This window comes from Paenibacillus sp. FSL M7-1414, from assembly GCF_038003195.1.
In the GTDB taxonomy this organism is placed as follows: Bacteria; Bacillota; Bacilli; order Paenibacillales; family Paenibacillaceae; genus Paenibacillus; species Paenibacillus amylolyticus.
The window spans coordinates 4,438,297-4,464,997 of record NZ_JBBOOS010000001.1; the positions used below are offsets into that span (position 1 = coordinate 4,438,297).

A 26,701-nucleotide genomic window follows, 5' to 3' on the forward strand; every position below is an offset into this window, starting at 1 on the left:
GTATCGTATTTCTCTTTAATATAACACTATTCTTATATTTAAGGTGAGGCGAACAAGAATGACAACTTCTGCAAAATCCAAAATTTCAGGCATCGTGCTCGTTCTGACGGGAGCCATCTGCTGGGGCATTGGGGGGACGGTATCTCAAAAATTGTTTCAGCTGGATGGAATTGAGGTCAATTGGTATGTCACTGTACGATTGTTGATTGCTGGGTTACTATTACTGGTTATTCAATCGTTTACAAATGGAAGATTTCAGATTTTTGATGTATGGAGAAATAAAAAAACCGCTGGGCAGATGATCATTTTTGGATTGGTGGGCATGCTTGCCGTTCAGTATACGTACATGGCATCCATTAAACACGGCAATTCAGCGGTGGCTACACTCCTACAGTACCTGTCCCCTGTCATGATCATGATTTACATCGCACTCCGTAAGCAGTCTGTCCTCACACGCAATGACCTTGCATGCGCCGTTCTGGCTCTCAGTGGGTGTTTTCTCCTGCTCACGAATGGCTCGCTTACGCAGTTATCTGTCTCCTCGCTTGCAGTGATATGGGGGCTGTTATCTGGGGTTTCAGCTGCATTTTATACGCTGTATGCCGTGCGACTGATTAAAAAGTTCGATTCACTTGTTGTGGTCGGCTGGGCTATGATCATCGGTGGTTTGGGAATGAGTTTTATTCACCCGCCCTGGAAAATGAATTTTGCTAACATCACGCTTGAAACCTACGGTTATTTGATATTTACGATCCTTTTTGGAACCATGATTGCTTTTTGGTTTTACATTGCGAGTCTCAAAAGTCTTACACCCCAGGAAACTAGCCTGCTCGGGAGTGCAGAGCCCCTTGCTGCTGTTGGAACAACCGTCATATGGCTCCATGAACCTTTTGGATTCTATCAATGGATTGGTATGGCATGTATTCTTGGCATGATGCTGGTCATGCAGTCCAATCGTTTGAGATCTCCCCGTATTAACAACAAATAACCTCCCTCGCCATAATGCGCGATAGAAGGTTGTTAGTTGTCGTATAATGGTGTATATGCACCAATATTGTTGTTGCAACCCACGAAATCACTGCGCGATCTGGTCGCGGATGGATTGCAGTATTTTTTTCTCCAGACGTGATACCTGTACCTGAGATATACCCAACCTGCTAGCTACCTCGGACTGGGTCTGATCCCGGTAATACCTAAGATAAACGATTAACCGCTCCCGCTCGCTGAGACCACCGATGGCTTCGTTCAGGGCCAGCTTGTCAAACCAACGTTCCTGAGACTCGTCGGCAATCTGATCCATTAATGTAATGGGATCGCCGTCATTTTCAAATACGGTCTCATGGATGGAGGTCGGTGGTTTGTTCGCTTCCTGGGCAAATACAACTTCCTCCGGGGTTACCCCCAGCTCTGCGGCAACTTCCTTAATCGTTGGCAAACGATCCAGATGTTTGGACAGTTCGTCCCTTTTTTTGCGGACTTTATTCGCCATCTCTTTCAGTGAACGACTGACCTTCAGGGTACCGTCATCCCGCAGGAATCGCTGGATTTCTCCAATGATCATCGGTACCGCGTAGGTTGAAAACTTCACGTCATAACTGAGATCGAATTTGTCCACTGACTTGAGCAGACCGATACAACCAATCTGGAACAGATCTTCCGGATCATATCCCCTGTTCATAAAACGCTGTACGACGGACCAGACGAGTCTGATGTTGCAGTTCACCAGCGTATCCCGTGAGACATGGTCACCCGACTGACTGAGCGCAATCAGCCGTTTGACCTCGGCATCGTCCAAATAGGTCTGTGAAGATGGTTTCACTTCAGCATCCATAAGAACACCAACCCCTAATTATACAATGCTTTCTTGGATTCAATCCTTTTTTTCATCTTGATGGAGGTGCCTCTGCCGGGCTCACTGCTGACTTCGAATTCATCCATAAAGTTTTCCATAATGGTGAAGCCCATGCCCGACCGCTCAAGTTCGGGTTTGGACGTATATAGCGGCTGCTTGGCCAGTTCAAGATCTTCGATTCCTTCACCGCGGTCTTCCACGATGATTGTAATCATGTCTTCCCGAATCTCGGCCTGGATGGACACCACACCTTCGGAGTTGTTGTTGTATCCGTGGATGATGCTGTTGGTCACGGCTTCGGAAATGACCGTCTTCAGGTCACTGAGCTCGTCCATCGTTGGATCAAGCTGGGAGATAAACGCAGCAACGGTTACCCGTGCAAACGACTCATTCTCTGACTTGGCCGCGAATTGCAGATTCATGAAATTTGTCCCTGTTCCTTCATTCATGAGACGACCTCCAGACCTGAGAGAGCAGTTCCCTCATTTTCGTATATCGGCATAATTTTAAACAGCCCCGACATTTCCAGCAAACGGTACACTGGCGAATTGACGTCACAGACCACCATCTTGCCACCTTTATTCTTAATGAGCTTGTATCTTCCCAAAATGACACCCAGACCTGAACTATCCATAAATTGCAGATCTTTCAGGCTGAGTACGAGATGCTCGCTTTGTCTCCGCTGGATGGCTTCATCCATCTGCATCCGTACCATGTCAGCTGTATGGTGATCCAGCTCCCCGGATAATCGTACAATCAGAATCCCGCGATGGTGTTCCATTTCCACATGCAAGTTCACGTTTGCTCACTCTCCTCCCTGTCTTAGAACAAGGATTTCTACGCTTCCGAAGGCTTTTCCTGCCCCCCGACAAAACTAGAAGAAAACCCCTATTTAACTACAAAATATGTTCGAAGGATGTGTGCAACTCGCGGAAATCGCCGTTTAGTCAAACAGATTGGACGTTGTCCGCTTGAACAGCTTCCACCAGCCAGCCTTATTCACATCCTGCGGAGCCTGAATGTCGAACTCCTTAATGACGTCGTTGCCCTGGTAAACAACCAGTTTACCTATACTTTGCCCGGCTTTGATCGGAGCTTTCAATTCTTTGGCAACCAGCAATTCATGCCGGATGTCGTTGGATTTGGCTCCTTTGCGCATCAGCACACTATAATTTTGCGTGGCATTCAGAGGCAATTCGGCAACTTCACCTTTTTCGATCTTCAGACTACCCAGCAGATCCCCTGCCTTATAGAGAGCCTTCATCGTATATTGACTGAACGCATAGTCAAACATCGAAGATACTTCGCTGTTCCGTGTTTTAGTATTTGGTTCACCAAGTACCACGGAAACGACACGCAGTCCATCTTTGGACGCTGTTGCGGACAAGCAGAATTTCGCTTCGGATGTGTAACCTGTTTTCAAACCGTCTGCCCCTTGATAAAAACGAACCAGCTTGTTTGTGTTCACCAGCCAGAATGGCTTTTCCGTATCTTTGCGAAGGTAATCCTGATATGCACCGGTGTACTTCGTAATCCCGGAATGTTTCAGCAGTTCACGGCTCATGACGGCAATGTCATGGGCGGAAGAATAATGATTATCGACCGGGAGGCCGTTACAGTTGGCAAAATGAGTATCCTTCATGCCAAGCTCCTTCGCACGCTCATTCATCAGCTGTACAAAGGCTTCTTCCGAGCCAGCGATCTTCTCAGCCATCGCTACCGAGGCATCATTGCCCGAAGCCATCGCGATCCCTTTTAACATATCATCAACTGTCATTTCTTCCCCAGGCTCCAGAAAGATCTGCGAACCGCCCATGGAAGCTGCGTATTCGCTTGTTCTTACTTTGTCCGTCAGCTTCAGCTTGCCCGAGTCGATCGCTTCGATCGTAAGCAGCATGGTCATAATCTTTGTAATGCTCGCCGGAGGCAGTTGATCATGACTGTTTTTCTCATAAATGACCGTTCCCGTATCTGCATCCATTAAGATCGCAGAGCGCGCCGACGGCGCCAGGTCAGTTCCTCCCGCTGCCTTCGGTGTTTCTTCAGCTAATGCCGTTGATGCCAAAAGGGACAGCAGGATACAAAGGGTCATGAACGATGCCATTATTCTTTTCTTCACAAGGTTACCTCCTCAAATGACTTGCTTACTGCATGTTCCATGCATGTACTGCTAATCATTGTCGGCCCGTTTCCAGTAAATTATTCCATGTAAAGCATGATTTCCCGAACTTTTATTGAAAATGTGGTCATAGCCAAAAAAACGCACTGTACTCAAGGAATGAGTAACCGTACGTTCAACACAACAAAAAAAGGTTACCCCCCTATGATTTCTCATCTAAAGAGGTAACCTTATCTACTCAAATCTTGCTTACATTTGTGGAATAACTGCCACTACCAGCGCCAGGAACGACTCACGCACACGTTCCGTCGTCTCCATAACCTCATCATGTGACAGCGGCTGGTCCAGAATTCCAGCAGCCATGTTGCTGATACAGGAAATACCGAGTACTTCCAGGCCCGCGTGGCGTGCCACAATCACTTCAGATACAGTGGACATGCCCACTGCGTCTGCGCCCAATGTACGCAGCATTCTGATCTCTGCCGGTGTCTCATAGTTCGGACCGAGCATACCTGCGTATACCCCTTCACGTACGTTAAAACCTTGTGATGCAGCCGTATCCTTCGCCAGCGCACGCAAACGGCGGCTATATGCTTCGGACAGATCGGGGAAACGCACGCCCAGTGCAGCGTCATTTGGTCCGATCAGTGGATTTTTGCCTGTGAGATTCAAGTGATCCGAGATCAGCATCAAGTCTCCAGCTTCATACGACGTATTCACGCCGCCTGCAGCATTGGTTACAAGCAGGCTGCTTACACCCAGTTCTTTCATAACCCGTACCGGGAAAGCTGTCAATTCCGGACCATATCCTTCGTACATGTGGAAACGGCCTTTCATCATCACGACTGGACGACCTTTAATGGTTCCGACCAATAGTTCACCTTCATGTCCTTCTACTGTGGACACTGGAAAATGCGGAATATCCTGATAAGCAATACTTACGCCATCTTCAATCAGTTCTGCCAGTACGCCAAGACCTGAACCCAAAATCAAACCGACTTCCGGCTTGATGGAGCTTTTGCTTTGAATATAAGATGCTGCTTCCGAAATCATTTGTTGGTTTAATGCTGTCATGCGATGTATGTTCCTCCTTGAGTTGAAACGATCCGTCTTATGTATAACGGCGTTTGGATGTATTCAATTTATTTTATCCTAAATCGGCCCAATGTTCCGCATTTATTTGTGAAGGCCATGCGTCAAAATCTATCTTGCCCTCGGATGATGGGTTTCATAGATTTCTTTCATGGTTTTGCGACCATGATTGCCATATTGTTGTCCAGGCTGCTCCACATGACCCAGCATGTCTTGAACCGCACGTGTATCCGCCCCATTGGCAATCAGGTGTGCTGCAAAGGAGTGACGCAGCGTATGCGGCGTAATTTCTTCCGAGATTCCTGCGTCCACCGCCGCTTTTTTGAGCAGCTTCCAGAAGCCCTGCCGGGTTAAACGTCTGCCAGATACATTCACGAATAGTGCCTGCTCGTCCGAATCAGTTTTGAACAACTTGTTGCGGAATTCCTCCACATATACACTTGCCCAATGTGCAGCTGGTGCACCAATGGGAAGAATGCGTTCCTTGCCCGCCCCACCACATCGTATAAAGCGCATCCCTGGCTGTACATCCCGAATGTCAAGGGCAATCAGTTCCGAGACCCTAATGCCTGTAGCATATAACAGTTCAAGCATCGCTCGATCTCTCACACCCTGCGGTGAACGAGTATCAGGCGCTGTCAGCAGTTGTTCGATCTCTTGGATACTTAACACCTGTGGTGGCGTCTTGTCCGCCTTGGGAGCTTCCACATCAAACGTAGGGTCCTGTATAATATCACCCCGTCGCATCAAAAAATGAAAGTAGGAGCGCAGAGATACGATGCTGCGGGCAATGGTTGCATTGGCACGTCCTGCCTGTTTGAGCTGACCTGCAAACAGGACGACATGTGTACGTCTGACCTGGTCGGCTTCGCGTATGCCATATTCCTTATCTGCAAATTCAATGAACTTGTCCACGTCTCGGAGATACGATTCAAGCGTGCTGCTCGACATCCCTTTATCATCTTCCAAGTATAAGGCGTAGGCGTGTATCGTCTGTTTCATGTACAACGCTCCTCAACTGACAGATCTGCCGCTCTGGCAGACTGCTCCCGTATTTGCATCCCTGGCTGTTTGAAGCTACTCCCCGTACCAATAGAACAAACGGAGACGCTCTGCCATCGTAGGACGTCCTTCTCCATTACCCGGCCAATCCGTTTCCTGAAATACTTTGATTGCATTGCCAGTCGGCATCTGATACTGATCCACAGGTGAGATCCAGCCATTAAACAGATCCAGAACATGATAGAACAGATAAACTAATGCAGCAAAAAATATAATAAATCGAATAAAACGGAGCCCTCTCCGCACTGATATAATCATGGGCGCGTCCCCTCCTGATTCGAATCCGGTATTGTCCTTGAATCAGGGTATGTCCATAAACACAGGTTTATGCCATTCGGGGGAAACTCCAGATCATGTCCGGTGCCAAAAAAGCTCTCCCGTCAAAACCGCCGGTGAGAGCTTGAAGATATGCTATGTTATTCTTCATCTTTGGGTTTCTGTTCATTTTTAGCTTTGCAACGATAACAAATTCCATGAAAGTCCAGTCGGTGATCTACTACCGAAAAGTTGAATTCCCGCTCCAAACGCTCTTCAAGCGGTCCAAGCCAGTCTTCACGTATTTCATCCATACTTCCGCATTGAACACAGATTAAGTGATGATGGTGATGCTTGGATGTATCTCCGCGCAGATCATAACGCGCTACACCGTCGCCGAAGTTGATTTTCTCTACAACATGCAGCTCACTCAGCAGTTCGAGGGTACGGTACACGGTTGCCAGACCGATTTCGGGAGCCTTTTCTTTAACGAGCATGAATACATCTTCTGCGCTCAGATGATCTTCTTCATTCTCAAGAAGTACTCTTAAGGTGGCTTCCCGCTGGGGCGTTAATTTATATCCTTGGGACTGTAGTTGCTGCTTAATTTTATCAATCCGTGCTTCCATTTTCTCCCTCCCCCTAGGAAATCACTGCACACTGCAACTTAACCCACTCTTTTCATTATAGGGGGAGTGCGTAATTAAAGTCAACATTTTACACTATACGGTGCACGTTAGGCCGGTAGTAACATTGGCGTGACCCAACGCATCATTGCAGGTGTAACCCATGTTTCAAAAGACGCCACCCCGAGCAGCAATGCAGCCATAACCAAAGTTAACACTATATATGAAGCAAAAGGCCTTTGTCGACCAGGTGTTCGCTGCATCAAAACACGATTACGAATGATGTATAACGAGAACGTCATCGCCGCTACACTGCAGATCAGGAGGATCGGAATGACAAATAGATTATGCGGTGCCACGGACACCAGTGCAAACAGCAGCCCTTTCCAGGAATACTGTCCAACAAGGTACCCCACTGTGAATCCAATGAGCACACCTTTCAGAAAATCCAGAACCAGTATACCGGGTAGTCCAACGACGGATAAACCCAGAATAAAGATCAGACCCACCCATTTCAGATGGAGCATGGCAATGTCCCAATATGCCCCGGTCTCAGTCACTTGTGCACTGTGCTGCACGGTCATGAAGAAATTACCGAGATAACCCTCCAAATCCTGACGTTGCTCGAGAGACAATGCGTTCACCATGAGCGCGCCAAAAATGACGCCGACCAGAAACAAGACGGCCACGAATACATATAACGAAGTCTGACCTTTAAATGTAAAGTAGGAAGAGCGCATACAGGTACGAGTCCCCTTTCCGGTATCATGCTGCAAGGATTTTCATTTACATCCTCATAGTCATTCTTATGAACCGGAATGCACCTGTATGACTTCTTGTCCAGATTGGACCTCTGTAAAGCGAAAGCTATATGAGTTGAACTAAAGATTATTTACACCGGTCACTCCGAGGCTTTTTCCTGAACAGCAACCTTTCCGTACGTACCGCCACCTCCGGAGGACAGCTCCAGTTGTCCTTTCCGTGCAGCCACAATCAAGCCTGCCAGCACAGGTCCAACAACCGCAGCAAGCTCTTCCTCACGCGTGCGATGAAGTACGTTCATTTCTGTACCAAAATGGTCCAGTAGCTGGCGCAGTTTGGCTTTGCCAAGTCCCGGAATGAACTCCAGTGGCACCTGATAATGATAGGCTGGTCTGTTTGCAGGAACATGAGGACTCTCTCGATCAGAGATCGCCAGGATGCGATCCAGCACCCCCTGCACCAGCTTCAGACTACCACAGTGCGGACAACGCTCTGCCGACATCGCTTGCTCGTCCATAATGCTGCCACATGCTGCACAGTAAGTACGGTGATATTTGCCTAGCCTTGGATTCAGTCCATAATTGGCAGCTATGCTCCTGCCGGCTTCTCCTTGAAGTGCCATACGGAATTCATCAAAAGAAGGGGCAGCAACTTGCAGTTCGTTATACTCCCGTCCAATCTTACCGAGTGAATGAGCATCCGAATTGGTCAGAAAAGGGACATGATCCAACTCCCGAATATAACTGGCCATGGATGAGTCCGAGCTTAACCCCAGCTCTACCGCATCCACGAGGCTAGTATCCAGCACTTCGCCCATACGGGGGGCTGTACTGCCATAGATGCCTTTATGCGGTGTAAACACATGTGCAGGCACAATAAGTCCCCCACGTGCCTTAATCTCGGCCTGCATCTCTAGAGCGGGCACGTACACCCGCTGAGAACTGAGATTCACATTTTTCATATAACGTTTCATCCAGTCCGTGAAGGACTTCATCGTTTTCAAATCACGGAAGTACGCCAGCATATGGAACTCACGCATTCCAGGCTCGCGCAACTCAATCTCTGTACCCAGCAGAATGGTGGTGTCCTGGTAGGCAATACCGCCGCCCTCAATCTCGGACATGGTGCCACTCTCCAGCAATTGCTCAATATCCATCTGTACAACCGGAGAATGACAATCAATAACACCAAGCAAATGAATTCCTTTGCGATCCGATGCTTCCCGGGCAATATTCTCAAATGTCAGATCACGACTACCACTGATTTTAACAGCCTCACCCCGAGAGGTTCGTCCAATGTGGATATGCAGGTCTGTATAACAGGGCTCCCACGTCGTGGACGTTTCCAGTTCGTCTTGCATGCCTAGAACCGTCCTGTCGTTCTGTAAAGGTCCCACGCGTACACGGCCATCATCGTTTTGGCATCGCTAATCCGGTTCTCGTCCATAAGCGCATAAGCTTCCTCCAGAGTTATTTCGGCAACTTCAAGGAATTCATCTTCGTCCAGCGCCATGTCCCCTGCTTCCAACTCTTCAGCGATGTAAAGATGAATGATCTCATCTGCGAACCCCGGTGACGTGTAAAACGAACGCAAATGACGCAGCGACTTGGCTACATATCCCGTCTCTTCTCGCAATTCACGTGCTGCGGCAACCTCTGGCTCTTCTCCCGGGTCCAGTTTTCCCGCAGGAATCTCCACTTCGGTACGTCCCATTGCCTGACGATACTGATCCACAACAAGCATGCGATCCCCATTCAGAGCGAGTACAGCTACCGCTCCAGGGTGCCGGATTATCTCACGTGTAGCCGTCTGGCCATTCGGTAGTTTAACGGTATCGACTTGAAGCGAAATCACTTTGCCCTCAAAGATTGGCTTAGTGGATACGGTCACTTCATCTAGTTTTGGATTGGCAGGTTGCGCCGCGTGGATGGATTGGGCAGATTGATTTGGTTTCATTGGTTCTTCAACTCCATATCGTAGGATTATATATTTGGTTAATGTATATATCTCTGATTTTGGGCATATGGTGAGCGTATAGGATTCTCACAGCAAATATAAACGAATCAGGGGGACTTTCAATGAACAGTTATATGACGCCTCAATCCTTACACGTGGTAGGACAAGCACGGCAAGTACAGCTCATACTCAAACAATGGTTACGCGAGTGGGGCCCTGATGCCAAGTTAATCGATCTCCTCGCTGGACGCAAATGAATGGGTAATCGATCCATTGTTTCATTTTTGACCCTAAATTAACTCCCTTGAAATATAACATGAATTCACAAAAAGTCCGAATCCGTACAAACCGGGTTCGGACTTTTGTCTAACAACATGTGAGGTAACATGTGCTCTATATTATTTCTTGTCAGCTGCCGTTTCCTGAATAATAGCTACGACTACCTGGGATAACTTCACAATGTCTTCGGCACGAATACGTTCTTTGGTTGTATGAATATCCTCATACCCTACCGCCAAGTTCACTGTTGGAAGGTCGAATCCGTTAAAGATATTGGCATCACTGCCACCACCGGAAGCAAACGTACTTGTCTCCAGCCCAATACTGCGGATGGCACGCTGTGCAAGTTGTACAACTTCGTGTTCATCATGGAAGCCAAATGCAGGGTAAAGGATCTCACTTCTGAATTCAGCTGTTGCACCGTATTTGCGACATGTCGTTTCCAACGCGTCACGCATCTGTGCAACCTGCAATTCAACTTTCTCCTGCACAATACTGCGAGCTTCCGCTTCAAGCTGTACAAAGTCACATACCACGTTGAGTGCTGATCCACCTTGGAATTTACCGATGTTCGCTGTCGTCTCATCATCAATTCTGCCCAGTGTCATCGCAGCAATAGCTTTTGCGGCAACCTGAATGGCGCTGATCCCGTCTTCCGGGTTCACGCCCGCATGTGCGGACTTACCATAGATGCTCATTTGAATTTCAGCTCTGGCTGGTGCAGCAACACAGATCGTGCCTACAGCTCCATTAGAATCCAGCGCATAACCGAACTCGGCATCGATATCCTTCGGATTCATTGCACGTGCGCCCACCAGGCCAGACTCTTCGCCGACCGTAATGACAAATTGAATTTTACCATGTGGAATCTTGTTTTCCTGGATCACACGAATCGCTTCAAACAATGCCGCAATCCCTGCTTTGTCATCTGCTCCCAGGATCGTTGTTCCATCACTGCGGATCCAGCCATCTTCACCCAGTTCAGGCTTGATTCCCTGTCCCGGCGTCACGGTGTCCATATGACATGTGAAAAAGATCGGTGCAACCCCTTCAGTTCCTTCAGCTTCCCAAGTAATGACGAGGTTTCCGGCGCCATGTCCGGTTTGCTCCATGGTATCATCCTCATAGACATGAAGCCCAAGATCTGTAAACTGTTCTTTTAACACCTTCGAGATGTTCTGTTCATTTTTCGTTTCACTATCAATCTGCACCAGTTCCATGAACTGATCGATAACACGTTGTTGTTTAATCATAGGACTTTCCTCCCTCTCGTAGATACGGTACAATACAATTACTATGGCTTGTTTACTTTATGGTGAAAGGAGTTCTCTCATCCATGCAAAAAAAGAAATGGTTCAAAATCATCATCTATCTCATGCTGATCGCCATGATCGGGTCCACCCTTTTCATAGCTCTCGAACCGTTGCTGTTTGGATAGCAACCTAAAGCCTTTCGACGACCTGTTTACAGACGTTGAAGGGCTTCTTTTTCCGTGACCCAATTAATTTGATATGGAAAAATACGATTAAAGTACGGAACAATCTCCTGCGCTACTTGCTCCACCGCATAGGACTTGCCCGTTATATCCTCCAGTGAGGTAACGCCATACTGTTCAATCCCACAAGGAACAATCCCCTGAAACCCTGCATGTTGAATGCCTGAGCTGATGTTAAAAGCAAACCCGTGACTGGTCACAAAACCGCGGCGGTGTTTGCAACGATTAAACTTGATGCCGATTGCAGCAATCTTCATATCACCAATCCACACACCCGTGTAACCCTCTTTGCGTCCAGCTTCAATGCCCTGGTCTGCGAGATAATCCATAAGCACCTGCTCAAGTTTCCGTAGATAGCCGTGCAGATCCAGGTCTTCATCCCGACCAAGAATCAATAACGGGTAACCTACCAACTGGCCCGGGCCATGATAAGTAATATCACCGCCACGGTCAATTTGAAACAAAGAAATCCCTTGCTCACGCAACTCTTCCGGACTGAGAAGCAGATGCTCCGGATGATTTTGTGAGCCGATCGTATACGTTGGTGGATGCTGTAAAAGCAGCATCTGCTCCGCTCCCTCGCCCTCGTCCAATCGCTGCACAATCGCTTTCTGGCGGTTCCAAGCCTCTTCATAATCAAGCATTGGTATGTATGCAACATCCAGCGGCTTGCTCATGATTCCCCACACCCTTCTGCTTCAGGTTCAGTGTACAATTGAGCACCTGTCCGTAGACAGCAGGAAAAGTGCACGGCCTCCGGCACATACACTTTCCCGACAACTATTTACTTAATACACCTTGGTCTCCATGGTATATCCTTCAAGGTTTTCTTTGACACGTTGCAAGAAACGTCCGCTGATTACACCATCCAGGATTCGGTGATCCAACGACAGACACAGGTTAGCCATCGAACGAACAGCGATCATATCATTAATAACCACTGGTTTCTTGACAATCGACTCGAATGTAAGAATCGCTGCCTGTGGATAGTTAATGATTGGCTGGGACAGGATCGAACCAAATGAACCGGTGTTGTTCACCGTGAACGTACCACCTTGCATATGGTCCAGCTTCAACGTACCTTCACGTGTTTTGCGAGCCAGTTCATCCACTTCACGGGCCAGACCTGCTATATTTCGCTGATCGGCATGTTTGATTACGGGTGTAAGTACGGAATCTTCGGTTCCTACCGCCATGGACAGGTTAATGTCCCGTTTGACGATAATTTTGTCCACTGCCCATACCGAGTTCATGATTGGGTAGTCTTTAATCGCGTTAACGACTCCCTTCATCATGAAGGACAGATATGTCAGATTGATGCCTTCCTTACGCTTGAACTCATCCTTGAGTTTATTGCGCAGCATCACAAGATTGGTTACGTCCACTTCGATCATTGTCCATGCATGCGGGATTTCCGATACGCTTTGACGCATATTCCGGGCAATGGCATTACGCACAGGGGTAACATCGATGAAATACTCCGATCTTCCCTGGCCGCCACCTTCCACTTCGATCTGTGGAATTTTCGGACTTTCGGTTAGATGAATGCCTGAATGTCTCACAGGAACACCTGCATCAGACGCTGAGATCGCTTCTCCAGCGGTTAAACCCATTTCTCCATTTCCACGATTCACTCCGCTGAATGGAGAAGCAGACGGCACACCAGAAGGTGTTTGCTGTGCTACAGGAGATGATGCTGGTGCAGACGATCCAGCCGCGTTACCTCCCTGTGCAACAAATGTCAGCACATCTTTGCGGGTAATACGACCACCGGCACCGGTGCCTTGGATGCTTTGCAAGTTCAAGCCATGCTCTGCTGCCAAGGATTGCACTGCCGGGGAATACCGATTACGCATCGGCTGGTTCGGATCATGTCCTGCTGTATTTGACGCGGCAAGAGGAGTGGGGCTCGCATGTTGCTGCACTTGCTCCTGTTGCTGCGATACTTGTGTTACTTGCTCAGCCGCTTCTTCGTCAGAAGCTGCGACCTGCATGCGGCAGATTGCTTCACCAACAGCAATCGTTGTGCCCTCTTCCACCAAAAGGTCACCCATAATTCCATCCACAGTGGATGGAATCTCGGCATTAACTTTATCAGTGATTACTTCACAGATCGGCTCGTACTGTTCCACACGGTCGCCCGGTTTTTTCAACCATTTGCCTATGGTAGCCGAGACCAGCGATTCCGCCAATTGCGGCATAATGACCTCGATCCATTTCATACGTTCAGCCATTTGATTATCACTCCAAACTTTACTTTTAAACGATCCAAAAAACGAAATTAAAACTCGGCAAGTGTACGCATTGCTGCTTTGGCTTTGTCTTTGCTCAGCATGTAGAATTTCTCCAATGTTGGGCTAATTGGCATGGCCGGCACATCAGGTCCGCAGAGACGCTGAATCGGTGCATCCAGTTCAAATAGACATTCCTCACTAATAATCGCGGCAACTTCGGCACCTACACCACCCGTTTTGTTATCTTCGTGTACAATCAGCACTTTGCCTGTCAGACGAGCGGAAGCTATAATCGCTTCACGATCCAACGGCTGCAATGTGCGCAGATCCAGAACGTGTGCTGTAATGCCTTCTTCACGCTCCAGCTCCTCAGCAGCCTGCATGACAAAATGCAGCGGCTGACTGTAACCGATCACCGTAATATCCGCACCCTCACGAAGTACGTTGGCTTTACCAATCGGAACGATGTAATCATCTTCAGGCACATCTTCCTTAATAAGTTTGTAGCATTTTTTATTTTCAAAAAAGAGTACCGGGTCCGGGTCGCGAATAGCGGCCTTGAGCAGTCCCTTAGCATCGTATGCCGAGTAGGGAGCTATAATTTTCAGACCAGGCGTACCAAAGAAAATCGATTCCGGACATTGGGAGTGATACAACCCACCGAAGATCCCGCCACCAATCGGCGCACGGATAACAATCGGACAGCTCCAGTCATTGTTGGAACGATAGCGAATTTTTGCCGCTTCACTAATGATCTGGTTGGTTGCTGGCAACATGAAGTCCGAATATTGCATTTCGGCAATCGGCTTCATGCCATACATCGCTGCACCAATCGCAACACCTGCAATAGCAGATTCAGACAATGGTGTGTCCATCACTCGCATTTCGCCAAACTGATCTTGCAGCCCTTTAGTTGTGGTAAACACACCACCTTTGAGACCTACGTCTTCACCAAGGATAAACACATTTTCATCCCGTTCCATCTCTTCTTTCATCGCGAGACGGATTGCATCAATATATTCCATCACTGCCATACTTACCGTCCCCCTTCTTCGCTGTCCGCATAAACGTGCGTCAGAGTGTCCTCAGGTTTAGGATATGGCGCGTTGTCTGCATATTCAGTTGCTTCTTTCATTTCCAGCGCAAGCTGGGAAGCCAGATCCGCATCCCGGGCTTCGTCCCAGATGCCGCAATCGATCAAGTAGTTCTTCATACGAGGAACGCCATCTTTCTTCCAGTTCTCCTCAACTTCCTCTTTGGTCCGGTAAGCCAGATCATTATCGGAGGTGGAGTGAGGTGACAACCGATACATCATCGCTTCAATCAGTGTCGGGCCTTCTCCGGCTATGGCACGGCGACGCGCTTCCTTCACTGCAGCATATACTTCTAATGCATCGTTACCATCTACACGAAGTCCGGGGAACCCGTATCCTTGTGCTCGATCGGATATTTTGCCGCTCAACTGTTTGTGAATCGGTACCGAAATTGCATATTGATTGTTCTCACACATAATAATGACAGGCAATTTATGCACACCTGCAAAGTTGGCTCCCTCATGGAAGTCACCCTGATTGCTTGATCCTTCGCCAAACGTAACAAAAGAAACAAATTCTTGCTTCTTCATTTTGGCAGCCAGTGCAAATCCAACAGCGTGCGGAACCTGTGTTGTAACCGGGCTGGAACCCGTCACAATCCGCAGCTTTTTGTGACCGAAGTGACCCGGCATTTGCCGACCGCCACTATTCGGATCTTCTGCCTTCGCAAAAGCAGACAACATCAACTCACGCGGAGTCATGCCTACCGCCAGTACAAAACCGTAATCGCGGTAATAAGGTAAATAATAATCGTGATCCCGATCCAGACCAAAAGCAGCGCCTACTTGCGCAGCTTCCTGTCCTACACCGGATACGTGAAAGTTAATTTTGCCAGCCCGTTGCAAGAGCAAGCAACGCTCGTCAAACTTGCGCGCGAGCAGCATGTATTTGTACATATCCAATACTTCACCATCGCTAAGTCCCAGCTGTTGATGCCGGTGGACCGCGTCTGCAGTACCTTGTGAACTCATATGAGGTACCTCCTTTTAATCAGAGCCTGTGCCACTCTTACTACCCGATCTTATAACCTGGTACTAAGACTTGGCTTAACCTTATTATAATCCCTTTTACCCAAAAAAGGAAAGGACCTTTCTCATAAGCTTGTTTGGCTTACATTCCAATGGCCTTTCCATCGACCGCCAACATGGCTTCACCCATAATTTCCGACAGAGAAGGGTGCGGATGAATGGTTTGTCCGACTTCCCAAGGTGTGGCATCCAGCATCTGAGCCAGAGAAGCCTCAGCGATTAATTCCGTCACATGGGTGCCAATCATATGTACCCCCAATATATCATTCGTCTTGGCATCTGCGATCACCTTCACGAATCCATCCCGACTTCCGTGAATAAGCGATTTGCCAATGGCCGAAAATGGGAACTTGCCTGTTTTAATGTCATAGCCACGTTCTTTGGCTTCACGCTCGGTGAATCCGATGCTTGCTGCTTCCGGACGTGTGTACACACAGCGCGGGATACGGTGGGATTCTACGGCATGTACCGTTTTGCCCGCCAGATGATCGACAGCGAGAATGCCTTCATGACTTGCGGCATGTGCAAGCTGCAAACCGCCGATGCAGTCCCCAATGGCGTAGATGTGACCTTCACCGGTCTGTAACTGTTTGTTCACAGCGATGAACCCACGCTCCAGTTTGATATCTGTATTTTCAAGTCCGATATTTTCGACATTAGCTTGACGTCCAACCGACACGAGCATTTTCTCCGCTCTTAGCGTTTCCTGCTTATCTTCACCAAGCTGCACATCAATCTGAATGCCCTCTTGATCCGTGTTATATGTTTCGGTTAGAACGGTGGCACCTGTCAGGAAACGGACACCTCGTTTGCCGAGCAATCGCTGCATTTCTCTGGCAACATCCTCATCCTCGGCAGGCAACACGTGAGCAGCTGCTTCTACTACTGTGATGTCTACGCCAAAGTCATTCAGCATGGATGCCCACTCCAGTCCAATCACACCCCCACCGACAATGACGAGTGATGCAGGAAGTTCATCCATACGCAGTGCTTCGTCGCTGCTCATTATGAATTTTCCGTCCGGTTCCAGGCCCGGCAGCACACGAGGACGCGAACCAGTGGCAATGATGAGATTGGTTGGAACTACCGTATCCATCTCGCCATCTTCAAACTCCACAGCGACTGCTCCGCTCTGTGGTGAGAAGATGGATGGTCCGATGACGCGACCTTTCGCGTGTACAACCTGGATTTTATTTTTTTTCATCAAATACTGAACGCCCTGATGGAGCTGTTCGACAATTGCATCCTTGCGCGCCTGTACTTTGGGAAATACAAGGGTAGCTCCAGCTGTCTCGATACCATACGTCTCACTCTCCTGAATCTCAGCGTATACTTCCGCACTTTTCAGCAAAGCCTTACTCGGAATACAGCCACGATGCAGACAGGTACCGCCAAGCTTGTCCTTCTCAATGATAACAACCTGTTTTCCCAGCTGTGCAGCCCGGATCGCGGCTACATATCCACCGGTTCCTCCTCCAAGAATTGCAACATCACATGTAATTGGCATCTCTCATGCTCTCCTCTATGAATCAAATTTCAATATAATTTATGATAGCTTAAATCATGGTTTAGCTTATACCCTCTATATGCCATTGTACTCTCCTTGAGCGGTCAACTCAAAGTTTGAACCAATCACACATGGACAGCCTATGCATTCCAAGCTATGATGGAATCAGGTATGATCTGTAAGCGTAACCTTTATTTAAACTCGACTTTGGCAGAAAGGGTATAATGCTCATGAATACAAGATTGGTCTTTGCGCGATTTTTGGCAATTGTTGTTCTGGTCATCCCCGGGTTAATGGCAATGAAGGGTTTTCTGATGATGAAAGATGCCCTGTTCCTATATTATGCCGAGCACGGGAACGAACTGATTTCACCAGGATTCCAGTGGCTTTCCTTTGGCGGTGGACTTGTCCTTTTTGCCGCAGGTATGAGTTTTCTGGGAGGCTGGATCCTGTTCCGTGACCGCAAGCGTAATTATGTAGGTCCCCGTTTCCGGTCCAAAAGTGTACCTGAAAAAGCAGAGACGCCCGGAAGGACTCCATGAGTCCGGGCTTTTTGTGTGTTTATACAACACACCGCCTACTTTACATAGACAGGATGGATCATCATGGTATCATTTCTAATCACGTTACAACGATTGCTCAAAGGCATTTTCCATGCGTTCAAAGACCCTAAGTTTCTGGCTCTGTTCGCGTTAACGGCAGCAACGTTGCTGTCAGGCACTTTATTTTACACTCGTGTTGAAGGTCTGCACTGGATCGATGCGTTATACTTTTGTGCGGTTACCCTGACTACGGTGGGACATCCTGAATTTGTGCCAACCACCGGATTCAGCAAAGCCTTTACCGTAATCTACATGTTTGCAGGCATTGGTCTCACCTTTGCCATGATTGCCAGAATTACAGCAGGTATTCTGTTCCCTCGCAAATTAAAGACAGAAGAGGACCCGGAGTAATCTCCGGGTCATTCGTATAAGGCATCCCGCAGTTTGGTAGACATACGTGATTCTTTGGAAGAAGACTTCAAGATCGTTCTACGCAAGGTAAGGTTACTTGCCTGCAGTCTCTCCGCTTCTGCGAACAGTTCTGCAAATAACGCCTGCGCCGCTTCATTTAGAGATCCCTGTTCTTTTAGGCTTTCATATCGCTCTTGAAGTGATGTTAATGCTTCACTCATACTAAACACCTCTTTTCACAACTCCTGTTAACTAGCTGCCGTAACCAATACCTTAACAATCCATATAGTAACACAAAGCTGCGCAGATTAGTTCTGGCTCTTTCCAAAGATTTTGTGGTACTCTGTAAAGGTCGCTTTTTTTGTTGAATCCCGTATGTGAGAGGAGTAGCAGCACCGTGCAAACAGGACGTATTACCGTAATTACTGGACCCATGTTCAGTGAAAAATCCGGTGAACTCATTCGCCGTTGTCAGAAATTAATACAATTTGGCCGTAAAAAGGTTGTGGCCTACAAACCAGCCGAGGATAATCGGTTTGCCCAGGACGAGATCGTAAGCCGAATTGGTTATCGACTCCCTGCCCATTCCATTCCCCGGCAATTAACCCCGGAATCCGTAGAAATGATCTTGAACCAAACCATAGATGCTGATGTTGTTGCATTTGATGAAGTACAATTTTTCAGCAGTGCCATTATGGAACTTGTCTCGGAGTTAGCGTATTGTGGCAAACATGTCATTGTGGACGGACTTAATATGGATTACCGTGGTAAGGAATTCGGATATGTCGGTGGTTTGCTTGCCATGGCAGATGACATTGAGAAACTCTCGGCTTTCTGTGCGGTATGTGGCAGCCCGGATGCAGCCTTTACGCAACGTATCGTCAATGGGGAACCTGTTACCTTGGGTCCGGTTGTCATGATTGGCGATTCAGAAGCTTACGAGCCACGCTGTCGTTGCTGCTTCATTCCTCCTCACAAAGTTGAATGCTCATCATAATTCCTAAAAGATCGATCTAGATATCTTCCAAAAAGGCCCCTTGGGGCTTTTTTTGTTATAGAGCAAACATTCGCACAAAAAAGCACCGCTTCGCAGCGATGCTTCCAGAGTCACTTCCCGCTAGTCCCGGGAAACAAAATATTTGTTGGTCATGTAGTAAGCGTCACCACGCGACGTTTCCACCATTCCTTTTTTGGCATCCAAAAATACAATCTCTTTACACTTTGTACAGTACCATTTTGTGCGCTTGTATGGGGATTCCGTCACATAAGCCGTGCCACATTTACAATCAATCTTCATTAATAACTCGGTTGATTTATAAGCACTGGACAAGCGTTCCAGGTTATCCTGCTGCTGTGTAGGCATAATGGTCTGCTGATAATCCGATAAATGATTTTGAACCTTGAAGTCTGCTACCAATCCTGCATTCAATCCAAAAAACTCCTTGCCGATTTCGGTCACGAAGCGCTTCTCATTTCTGTAGCAATCCAGCCACTCAATAATCTGCTTATTAGACAGTGGAACCGTACCCTTGATACCGCTGTTTAAGGTGTAGGTCATGATGTATAAAGTATCGTCTTGTCTACCTGAGTACATTAGAATCCTCCTTCGAATACATTTGCTAATGTACTACAAAAACGCGCATAAATCAAAAAAATCTTATTTCCTGAGCGCATCTCTTCTTATTAAATGGGAAACATTCCACGTTCATCCGCCAAAGACTTACAAGAACTGCATACACCTGAAAAATTTCCCTGTGGCGCGGCATAATGCACGACCGATTTAACCTTTTTCTTGCATATGGAACAGTAGTGCCTCCTTTCCTTTTTTGGGATATAGTCCGATAGCTTAACCACGTTTTTGTTCGGTCGGAATCGTTGTAAGAAACCCGGCCATTTCATCTCGCTTCACTCTTTCTTGTTCGTCTACTTCGTAGTCATTTTTGTGCTCTGGGCTAAAAATCATCTCGTCTTTTTTTATGTATACGATTCCAAGTTGTGCGTGCCTATCTCATAATCTATTCGACGTTTTGAGCGTTTTTCCTGTTTTTAATCTCTACACATATAAAAAAAACCGACAGAACCTGCTCTCCTTTTTTTCGGAAGAACAGTATTTTAGTCGGTTCCAGCCTTATTTATAAAAAGTTCCCAGAACGTCCAGCTCTGATGAACGCTCAATTCGAAATGGATAGATATAACCCTGATTCATTCGGGTAAATTTGCGGCTCCACAGATCCAGTCCCGATGTGAACTGATAGGCCTGATATATAAACTTGGAGCAGTAATTGCGCTCAATACTGCGCAGATTGGTCTGCAAACGGTAGAATTTTACCTGCTTGTAATGGTCATGTACCCACCCGGCTGCTTTCATTCCTGCCTCATTCAATCTGGAACGGAATACAATGAAACGATCTCCTTCATAAAATCGCGTCAGATACCACTCTAATGAATCAGCAAATACAGGCCCATAAGGGTGCACATGATACACCTTGCCGTCGAGACCAATAATACCCATATGCCCGGCGTAATACGTCGATTCCGAGCTTGGCGTGTACACAATATCCCCTGGCTCTAGCTTCATCTCGCCCAACGCGTTAATTGGCAAGTCCTGATGAAGCCGTTTGGCTGCTGATCGTTCACGCCGCCCTTCAACCAACAATCGATGAAGCGCACCAGCAAGTGCGAGATACATTTCAGACCATTTGATCTTTTTTTTATCAGATCGTTTGAACCACCGCTGGATGAAGGTGAAACCTCGTTGTGGCTGTGATCCCTTTTTCATACGCTGCACTCCACTCTGATCAAATTATTGTATCTTGATGTTATTCTAAAGTTTCTCAGGCTTATTATAGACATTTGGTGGTTCATGTTCAATTCGTTAGCCGTTGTGTCTGGTGAAATTATGCCTTCTTATTAACCATTTTATGCAAAAAAAGATGACTTCGGGATTAAATTAACCCGAAGTCATCTTAACGTATGCAAATGCAGACCTTTATTCTTCTACAACACCAAGGGCTTTATTTTTCTCCTTAAAGCGACTGTTATGGGAAGAAACATAAGCCACTTTCTCCGCTTCAGGGTCCATGTAAAGCTTCGCACTGTTTACCGCTAGGGCTGCATCAGTGAAAGTACCTGCAATCAGGTACAGTTTGCTACCATAATCTACAAAATCGCCTGCGCCAAACACGCCGGGAATATTGGTTTGCAATCTCTCTGTTGTAGTGACATGCCATTCGCCAAGATCAAGTCCCCAATCCCGGATTGGACCAAAGTCACTCTTCATGCCATGGTTTACAATGACAGCATCGACTTCAAGCAGTTCAGTTTCACCTGTATCCACGTGTGAGATGGTCACCTGTTCAATCACATCACCACTCATACTATGCAGTGTCTCTACCGCATATGGTGTACGGACATCTACAGAGGATTCTCTCATACGCAGTACATTACGCTCCAACCCGCCAAAGCGGTCACGACGATGCACAACCGTAACTTGCTCTGCCAGTGCTTCTAGTTCATTCGCCCAGTCCACAGCAGAGTCGCCTCCACCCGAGATCAACACGCGTTTACCACGGAATGGCTCCAGTTCCTGCACGGTATAGTGGAGATTGCTAACCTCGTAACGGTCTGCACCTTCAAGCTCCAGCTTGGCCATTTTATATATACCATATCCGATTGCCATAATGACGGTACGTGTCCAGTGTTGTTCACCTGTTGCAGAAGTTAACAGAATCGTGCCATCAGGTTGACGCTCGAATCCTTCGATCTGTTGTTCAAATACGAGGGTTGGCTCAAAAGTTCTTGCCTGTTCTTCCAATTGTTTAATCAGATCTTCACACAGAATTGGCGTCACACCCCCGACATCCCAGATCATTTTCTCCGGATAAAAGAGCATGCGACCTCCCAATCTGTCACGTGCCTCAATCAACTTGGTCTTCATATCTCGCATGCCGCTATAAAAGGCAGAGTACATGCCCGCAGGGCCACCGCCGATAATGGTTACATCATAAAGTTCCAACTGCTGATTCATATTAAAAATACCTCCGTTAATTCGATCCAGAACATCGAGTATTTGATATCGATTCTCATTATCACTTAAATCCTAGTGTAATGGTAATCTTATCAAATTACAATGGCTAAAAAACAAACATTTCTTGTACAAAAATTTCACGAACAAATCCGCTCTTTACTATTGGGCTCTTGGAGCCGCCAACAGCTTTTCAACGACAAAATCAATTTGTTTATTGATTGAATAGATATCCGAATAGTAGAAGAAATCAAAATCAATTTCAATTAGGCGACCTTCTTTAACAGCCGGGATGCTGCTCCATATTGGATCATCCGTAAGGTTATCTGCCCCTTCATACACCGAACGAAACACGTAGTCCCCGATATATTCAGGCAGTACTTCCATGGATAGATTAGAGCCTCCCGCTTCCGAAACTACATCAATTTTCTTTTGTACCACTTCAGGTGCTTTCATCCCCAAGTATTCATATAGTGCCTGAGATCCTCGGCCATATTGCTTGCTCTCTACAACGACCATACCTTTCAAACCGCCCTCCACAATGGAAACCGTTTTGTCCAATATGCCTGCATCTGCTAGTGTTTGCTTACTCTCTTCGACTTTGCTATTAAGATTATTGATTAATGTCTCAGCTTCCTGTTCTTTGCCAAAAATACTCGCTATACTCTGGAGTCTTTCTTCTGTTGTCATTTTCTCGTATGGAATATATACCGTAGGTGCGATATCCTTTAACAACGTATACGTCTCTTCAGAAGGAACAATGATTAGATCCGGATCAAGGTCAATGACAGCTTCAGGATTCGGTTCGAACCAGGTACCTAGTGAATTTACACCTTCAAGTTCACTCTTGTAGGCAGCCCCGTTGAATACTTCAGATGTAGCAATTGGCTTAATTCCAAGCGCAACGACGTCTCCCTGGAGATATAGTACAACAACCCGTTTAGGATTTGCTGGAACAACTACGTCACCCTTAACCGTCGAGACCGTGCGTGTTTCATTGTCTTTGTTCGTCTGGCTTCCTGTGTCGGATGATACTGCCGTACTACTGTTATTGGAACTGGCACCCGTTCCTTCGCCAGCTGCTGGTGTTGTTGCTGTACCTGAAGAGCAGGCTGCGAGGAGCATCGTTATGCTCAATAATGCAACCATAATCATACTGGAACTTGTTTTTCTTCTTTTCATTGGTGTAGACCCTCCGTCTATATATTGATAATGATTCTCATAATCAATATATCCTGACTTCCATCTTCGGCCAATGGACGATTCAGAGATTACCAATGGACGATCCTCTGTTCTCGCTTCTTCTCTCATCTTTCGTTGATACTGAATCGGAGAGATCCCCACATGTTTTTTGAAGATACGACTAAAATAATACACATCGGAATAACCCACTTCTGCTGCAATTTCACTCAGCGTTGCATCAGATCGTACAAGCAGATTCCGAGCCTTGGCGATTCGGGTCTGAATTAAATAATCAATCGGACTGTGACCCGTCTGTCGTTTGAATTGCATGGATAAATGTCGGGAGCTGTAGTTGAACTGTTCAGCCAGGAAATCAAGCGTGACCTGTTCCCTATAATGGTTCTGTATATAATGAAGTGTTTGTTTCACCGGGTCAGCAAGCTCTGTTTTGATCTCCTGCTCTGCCAATTGAACCATCATTTCATGAATGAACTGGTAAAATAAACTTTTGGTATGAAGCAGATCCAGACTGCCAGATTGAATCCATGCACCCTCAAGCTCATCAAGGTAACGTAACAACCCCAGCGGACTACTCGGTGCAAATCCATATTGCAAGGAAAACGGTGTAACTTCCGGCTGTGCCAATAACCACTTTTTACGATAACTAGGAAAGGCAAGGAAAGCTCTGTAATAGAGCAGAATATATTCAAAATCTTCGTTGGTTTGGATATCCAGTGAAGATCCTTTCGCCCCATGAAGCATGTAAAACCGCTCTGCCTTGTATGTTTGTCCATCCAACTGAAGTACAGCCGATCCTCGAATCGTATATATAAAACCATTTGCCGGAAGTGTGTAGGAACTCAGTTGTGCCCCTGCCTCCATAACGATTCGGCGTATATCCAGAACCTTAACAGCGGCATGATTCCAGCATTTCATCTGTTCGTCTAATTGCATCGAATACTCTCCAATCCCAACCTCACCCGGAACAAAGGTCTTACAAGGTCATCATTCTGCCAATCATCCGATAACATATGCGTAGCAGAGGTTCACTAATGTACCTTTATTATAAATGATAATAATTTTCATTATCAACTGAAATTTAGAGTGGAATTGGATTTCATCTCATCCATCACTTGTTAGACTTAATTTGGTTCAGAGATCTTCGTAAACCATGCGGCCAATTCCTCTGTTTGATCCAATGTTGCAATCGGGTCAAAGTACCATGAACGATCCGGGCTCCAGATAAACACACGATCATTTTTAACCGCATCCAATGAACTCCAGACCGGTTTCGATTTCAACTCTTCCAGGGTCAGATTATCTGCTGTTAGAATGATGTAGTCTCCGGCAAATTCAGGAATCGCTTCCGATGAAACTTCAACCAGTTGATCCTTCATTAAGATCTCTTTTTTATCTGCAGGAGGATTCAAACCAAGCGCGCTGTAGACTGCCTGACCTCCCCGACCAAAATTATCACCAAAGGCCAACGGTGCTTTATCATAGAACTGCATGACCGACACCTCGGCCTGCGGATCAATTGCCTCACCAACACGTTTCTTAGCATCTGCAATTCTTGCGTCATAATCGGCTAACCATGCCTCAGATTCTTTTTCTTTATTTAGCACTTCACCGAAATAGGCAATTTCTTCGTGGGTGTTTTTCAATTCACCATAAGGTACAACCAAGGTAGGTGCAATCTTGCTAAAGGAATCAAATAAATCAGGATTACCTGTCACAATGAGATCCGGTTCAAGTTCCAACACCTTTTCTAGAGAGATGGTTTCATATTCACCAATATTCTGCACGCCCTCAAGTGAGCTGATAAAATAAGGATTTTTCAGGTTCATCTCGGGTGTACCCACAGGTTTGATCCCCAAGGCGATCAGACTTCCCAGATACAAGTCAACCACAATCCGTTTAGGTTCAGCAGGAATTGTAATATCTCCCTTCACCGTTGAGATTATACGTGGTTCAGATGTTTTGGTGTGATTATCCGCTGTTACTGTGTTCGTGGAACTTGATGTACTTTTGCTTCCAGAAGCATCCCCGCTCGAATTACTGGCAACACCTGTTGAGCAGGCACTTAGCAGTAACGTAAGACTTAGTAAAATGCTAAGCAACATTCCCGTTCTTGTCTGTCTGTTCATATTTATTGACCCTCCGTGTTTATATTGATAATGATTATCACCATCAGTATAAACATACCTTCCACTTCCACCTCTGAAAATGTCATTTCGCGCCACACCTGATGTCAGATCAGGCCAATATAGGGGTGCTGACGTCTTTTCTTTAAATTGCAAAGGAGAAAGACCTGTATGTTTCTTGAACATACGCCCCAAATAATATCCATCCGGATAACCGATGCCTACAGCGATCTCATCCAACGTGGCGTCCGTTAGCAGCAACATCTCCTTGGCTTTGAACAAACGAAACTGAATCAGATAATCGATAGGACTGGTTCCAGTCGACTGCTTGAACTTGCGTGACAAACTTCTTGGACTGGTGCCGATCATTTCTGCCAAAACATGAAGTGTAAGTGGCTGGGTGTACGAAGACTCTACAATTTCAATGACTTTGCTGACCTGATCCAACATACTTGGATAGCGATTGGATATACGAGGAATCTGTGATGAGATCTGCTCCACAAATGCATAGAACAAATTCTTGGCCTGAAAGTGCTGAATAGGGTTCTTTTGATCCCACAAAAAGTGCATCTTTTTCAAGTGCTCATATAGAATGGTTGGCATATCGGGGGTAAAGCCATAGTTCATTTGGAACGGATTGATACGCTCCATTAACCTTCCCAGATCATTTCTCCCTCCACTAGGCAGGTTTGCTTTGTACATCAAGTAATATAGGCGCAATCCGGATTCGCCTGCTCGAATCACCAACTTACTCCCTTTTCCCCCATGGAGAACATAAAAGCGGCTCACTTCATATGTTTGATTGTCAATCGTCACTCCAGCATCACCCTGAATGGTGAGTACAAAGGTACTTGTCGGAAATTTGTATTTCATCTCTTCATATGCCTCTAATTCCATGAAACGGATATCTGTTATACTCACCGCAGCATAGTTCCAGAGGATATAATAATCATTCCACATTTTGCTAACCCATCTCCGTCTACATAGATTGTGTCTGAACTTCCACTCACTTATTGATAACCATTATCAATTATTAT

29 protein-coding genes are annotated in these 26,701 nt (G+C 46.6%); 6 read left to right on the plus strand and 23 right to left on the minus strand.

Annotation, left to right across the window (positions count from 1 at the left end; translation table 11 throughout):
* Positions 1–58 precede the first annotated feature (58 nt).
* Entirely contained in the window at positions 59–988 is a 930-nt protein-coding gene (locus MHH92_RS19250) for a DMT family transporter (protein ID WP_076327943.1), read from the plus strand.
* Between the two features lie 87 nt (positions 989–1,075).
* On the opposite strand, the gene sigF is transcribed toward MHH92_RS19250, so the two are convergent.
* From sigF to MHH92_RS19305, 11 genes are all read right to left on the minus strand, one after another.
* A complete protein-coding gene (gene sigF, locus MHH92_RS19255) occupies positions 1,076–1,831 on the minus strand; it encodes an RNA polymerase sporulation sigma factor SigF (protein WP_036607856.1) in 756 nt (251 codons plus the stop codon).
* Positions 1,832–1,845: 14 nt separating this feature from the next.
* Positions 1,846–2,301, minus strand: coding sequence for an anti-sigma F factor (spoIIAB, locus tag MHH92_RS19260; RefSeq protein ID WP_036672324.1), 456 nt, complete (start codon positions 2,299–2,301; stop codon positions 1,846–1,848).
* The gene (spoIIAA, locus tag MHH92_RS19265; protein WP_017687636.1) at positions 2,298–2,651 is read right to left on the minus strand and encodes an anti-sigma F factor antagonist; all 354 of its coding nucleotides are present in this window, start codon (positions 2,649–2,651) and stop codon (positions 2,298–2,300) included. Before spoIIAA ends, spoIIAB begins: the two co-directional genes overlap by 4 nt.
* A 144-nt stretch (positions 2,652–2,795) precedes the next feature.
* Positions 2,796–3,971 carry a D-alanyl-D-alanine carboxypeptidase family protein gene (locus MHH92_RS19270; RefSeq protein ID WP_091028867.1) on the minus strand — a complete coding sequence of 392 codons (1,176 nt, stop codon included), beginning with the start codon at positions 3,969–3,971 and terminating at the stop codon, positions 2,796–2,798.
* Positions 3,972–4,220: 249 nt separating this feature from the next.
* Positions 4,221–5,045: a purine-nucleoside phosphorylase gene (locus MHH92_RS19275; RefSeq protein WP_036607861.1), complete on the minus strand. Its 825-nt coding sequence runs from the start codon at positions 5,043–5,045 to the stop codon at positions 4,221–4,223.
* A 129-nt stretch (positions 5,046–5,174) separates the two neighbouring features.
* Complete coding sequence (locus MHH92_RS19280; protein WP_076327945.1) at positions 5,175–6,065, minus strand: tyrosine recombinase; 891 nt, start codon at positions 6,063–6,065, stop codon at positions 5,175–5,177.
* Positions 6,066–6,140: 75 nt separating this feature from the next.
* Positions 6,141–6,383, minus strand: a complete 243-nt coding sequence (locus tag MHH92_RS19285; RefSeq protein WP_017687632.1) for a DUF4227 family protein — start codon at positions 6,381–6,383, stop codon at positions 6,141–6,143.
* Positions 6,384–6,541: 158 nt separating this feature from the next.
* Positions 6,542–7,009, minus strand: coding sequence for a ferric iron uptake transcriptional regulator (gene fur / locus MHH92_RS19290; RefSeq protein ID WP_036607866.1), 468 nt, complete (start codon positions 7,007–7,009; stop codon positions 6,542–6,544).
* Between the two features lie 107 nt (positions 7,010–7,116).
* Positions 7,117–7,746 (minus strand): stage II sporulation protein M, encoded by a 630-nt coding sequence (gene spoIIM, locus MHH92_RS19295; RefSeq protein WP_017687629.1) that lies wholly within the window; start codon positions 7,744–7,746, stop codon positions 7,117–7,119.
* A gap of 161 nt (positions 7,747–7,907) precedes the next feature.
* Positions 7,908–9,128, minus strand: coding sequence for an endonuclease Q family protein (locus tag MHH92_RS19300; protein ID WP_076327947.1), 1,221 nt, complete (start codon positions 9,126–9,128; stop codon positions 7,908–7,910).
* 2 nt (positions 9,129–9,130) lie between these two features.
* Complete coding sequence (locus tag MHH92_RS19305) at positions 9,131–9,724, minus strand: NUDIX domain-containing protein (RefSeq protein ID WP_051447058.1); 594 nt, start codon at positions 9,722–9,724, stop codon at positions 9,131–9,133.
* A 122-nt stretch (positions 9,725–9,846) separates the two neighbouring features.
* Here MHH92_RS19305 and MHH92_RS19310 point away from each other — a divergent pair, with 122 nt between their 5' ends.
* A complete protein-coding gene (locus MHH92_RS19310; RefSeq protein ID WP_100527202.1) occupies positions 9,847–9,981 on the plus strand; it encodes a Z-ring formation inhibitor MciZ in 135 nt (44 codons plus the stop codon).
* Positions 9,982–10,122: 141 nt separating this feature from the next.
* Here the strand turns inward: MHH92_RS19310 and MHH92_RS19315 are convergent, their stop codons facing one another.
* Positions 10,123–11,256, minus strand: coding sequence for a M20/M25/M40 family metallo-hydrolase (locus tag MHH92_RS19315; RefSeq protein WP_047843589.1), 1,134 nt, complete (start codon positions 11,254–11,256; stop codon positions 10,123–10,125).
* Between the two features lie 83 nt (positions 11,257–11,339).
* Here MHH92_RS19315 and prli42 point away from each other — a divergent pair, with 83 nt between their 5' ends.
* Positions 11,340–11,441, plus strand: coding sequence for a stressosome-associated protein Prli42 (gene prli42 / locus MHH92_RS19320; protein WP_017687624.1), 102 nt, complete (start codon positions 11,340–11,342; stop codon positions 11,439–11,441).
* Between the two features lie 26 nt (positions 11,442–11,467).
* Here prli42 and lipB read toward each other — a convergent pair whose 3' ends face one another.
* From lipB to lpdA, 5 genes are all read right to left on the minus strand, one after another.
* Positions 11,468–12,175: a lipoyl(octanoyl) transferase LipB gene (lipB, locus tag MHH92_RS19325; RefSeq protein WP_036607873.1), complete on the minus strand. Its 708-nt coding sequence runs from the start codon at positions 12,173–12,175 to the stop codon at positions 11,468–11,470.
* A gap of 111 nt (positions 12,176–12,286) precedes the next feature.
* Positions 12,287–13,732: a dihydrolipoamide acetyltransferase family protein gene (locus tag MHH92_RS19330; protein WP_076327948.1), complete on the minus strand. Its 1,446-nt coding sequence runs from the start codon at positions 13,730–13,732 to the stop codon at positions 12,287–12,289.
* A gap of 47 nt (positions 13,733–13,779) precedes the next feature.
* Positions 13,780–14,766, minus strand: coding sequence for an alpha-ketoacid dehydrogenase subunit beta (locus MHH92_RS19335; protein ID WP_017687621.1), 987 nt, complete (start codon positions 14,764–14,766; stop codon positions 13,780–13,782).
* A 2-nt stretch (positions 14,767–14,768) separates the two neighbouring features.
* Positions 14,769–15,797: a thiamine pyrophosphate-dependent dehydrogenase E1 component subunit alpha gene (locus MHH92_RS19340; RefSeq protein WP_017687620.1), complete on the minus strand. Its 1,029-nt coding sequence runs from the start codon at positions 15,795–15,797 to the stop codon at positions 14,769–14,771.
* Positions 15,798–15,936: 139 nt separating this feature from the next.
* The gene (lpdA, locus tag MHH92_RS19345) at positions 15,937–17,361 is read right to left on the minus strand and encodes a dihydrolipoyl dehydrogenase (RefSeq protein WP_076327949.1); all 1,425 of its coding nucleotides are present in this window, start codon (positions 17,359–17,361) and stop codon (positions 15,937–15,939) included.
* Positions 17,362–17,585: 224 nt separating this feature from the next.
* Between lpdA and MHH92_RS19350 the strand changes: the two genes are divergently transcribed.
* Both MHH92_RS19350 and MHH92_RS19355 read left to right on the plus strand, forming a co-directional pair.
* Positions 17,586–17,903, plus strand: a complete 318-nt coding sequence (locus MHH92_RS19350; RefSeq protein WP_017687618.1) for a DUF2627 domain-containing protein — start codon at positions 17,586–17,588, stop codon at positions 17,901–17,903.
* A gap of 63 nt (positions 17,904–17,966) precedes the next feature.
* A complete protein-coding gene (locus tag MHH92_RS19355; RefSeq protein WP_036607883.1) occupies positions 17,967–18,314 on the plus strand; it encodes a potassium channel family protein in 348 nt (115 codons plus the stop codon).
* A gap of 8 nt (positions 18,315–18,322) precedes the next feature.
* Here MHH92_RS19355 and MHH92_RS19360 read toward each other — a convergent pair whose 3' ends face one another.
* Complete coding sequence (locus tag MHH92_RS19360) at positions 18,323–18,535, minus strand: hypothetical protein (RefSeq protein WP_076327950.1); 213 nt, start codon at positions 18,533–18,535, stop codon at positions 18,323–18,325.
* 176 nt (positions 18,536–18,711) lie between these two features.
* Between MHH92_RS19360 and MHH92_RS19365 the strand changes: the two genes are divergently transcribed.
* On the plus strand, positions 18,712–19,311 hold the full coding sequence (locus MHH92_RS19365) for a thymidine kinase (protein WP_017687615.1): 600 nt from the start codon (positions 18,712–18,714) through the stop codon (positions 19,309–19,311).
* Between the two features lie 120 nt (positions 19,312–19,431).
* On the opposite strand, the gene MHH92_RS19370 is transcribed toward MHH92_RS19365, so the two are convergent.
* From MHH92_RS19370 to MHH92_RS19390, 5 genes are all read right to left on the minus strand, one after another.
* Positions 19,432–19,908: a hypothetical protein gene (locus MHH92_RS19370; RefSeq protein ID WP_017687614.1), complete on the minus strand. Its 477-nt coding sequence runs from the start codon at positions 19,906–19,908 to the stop codon at positions 19,432–19,434.
* A 534-nt stretch (positions 19,909–20,442) separates the two neighbouring features.
* Complete coding sequence (locus tag MHH92_RS19375; RefSeq protein WP_017687613.1) at positions 20,443–21,093, minus strand: hypothetical protein; 651 nt, start codon at positions 21,091–21,093, stop codon at positions 20,443–20,445.
* A gap of 210 nt (positions 21,094–21,303) precedes the next feature.
* Positions 21,304–22,341, minus strand: coding sequence for an NAD(P)/FAD-dependent oxidoreductase (locus tag MHH92_RS19380; protein ID WP_047843595.1), 1,038 nt, complete (start codon positions 22,339–22,341; stop codon positions 21,304–21,306).
* 159 nt (positions 22,342–22,500) lie between these two features.
* Positions 22,501–24,474 (minus strand): AraC family transcriptional regulator, encoded by a 1,974-nt coding sequence (locus tag MHH92_RS19385; protein ID WP_076327951.1) that lies wholly within the window; start codon positions 24,472–24,474, stop codon positions 22,501–22,503.
* Positions 24,475–24,662: 188 nt separating this feature from the next.
* The gene (locus tag MHH92_RS19390) at positions 24,663–26,624 is read right to left on the minus strand and encodes an AraC family transcriptional regulator (RefSeq protein ID WP_340905711.1); all 1,962 of its coding nucleotides are present in this window, start codon (positions 26,622–26,624) and stop codon (positions 24,663–24,665) included.
* Positions 26,625–26,701 lie beyond the last annotated feature (77 nt).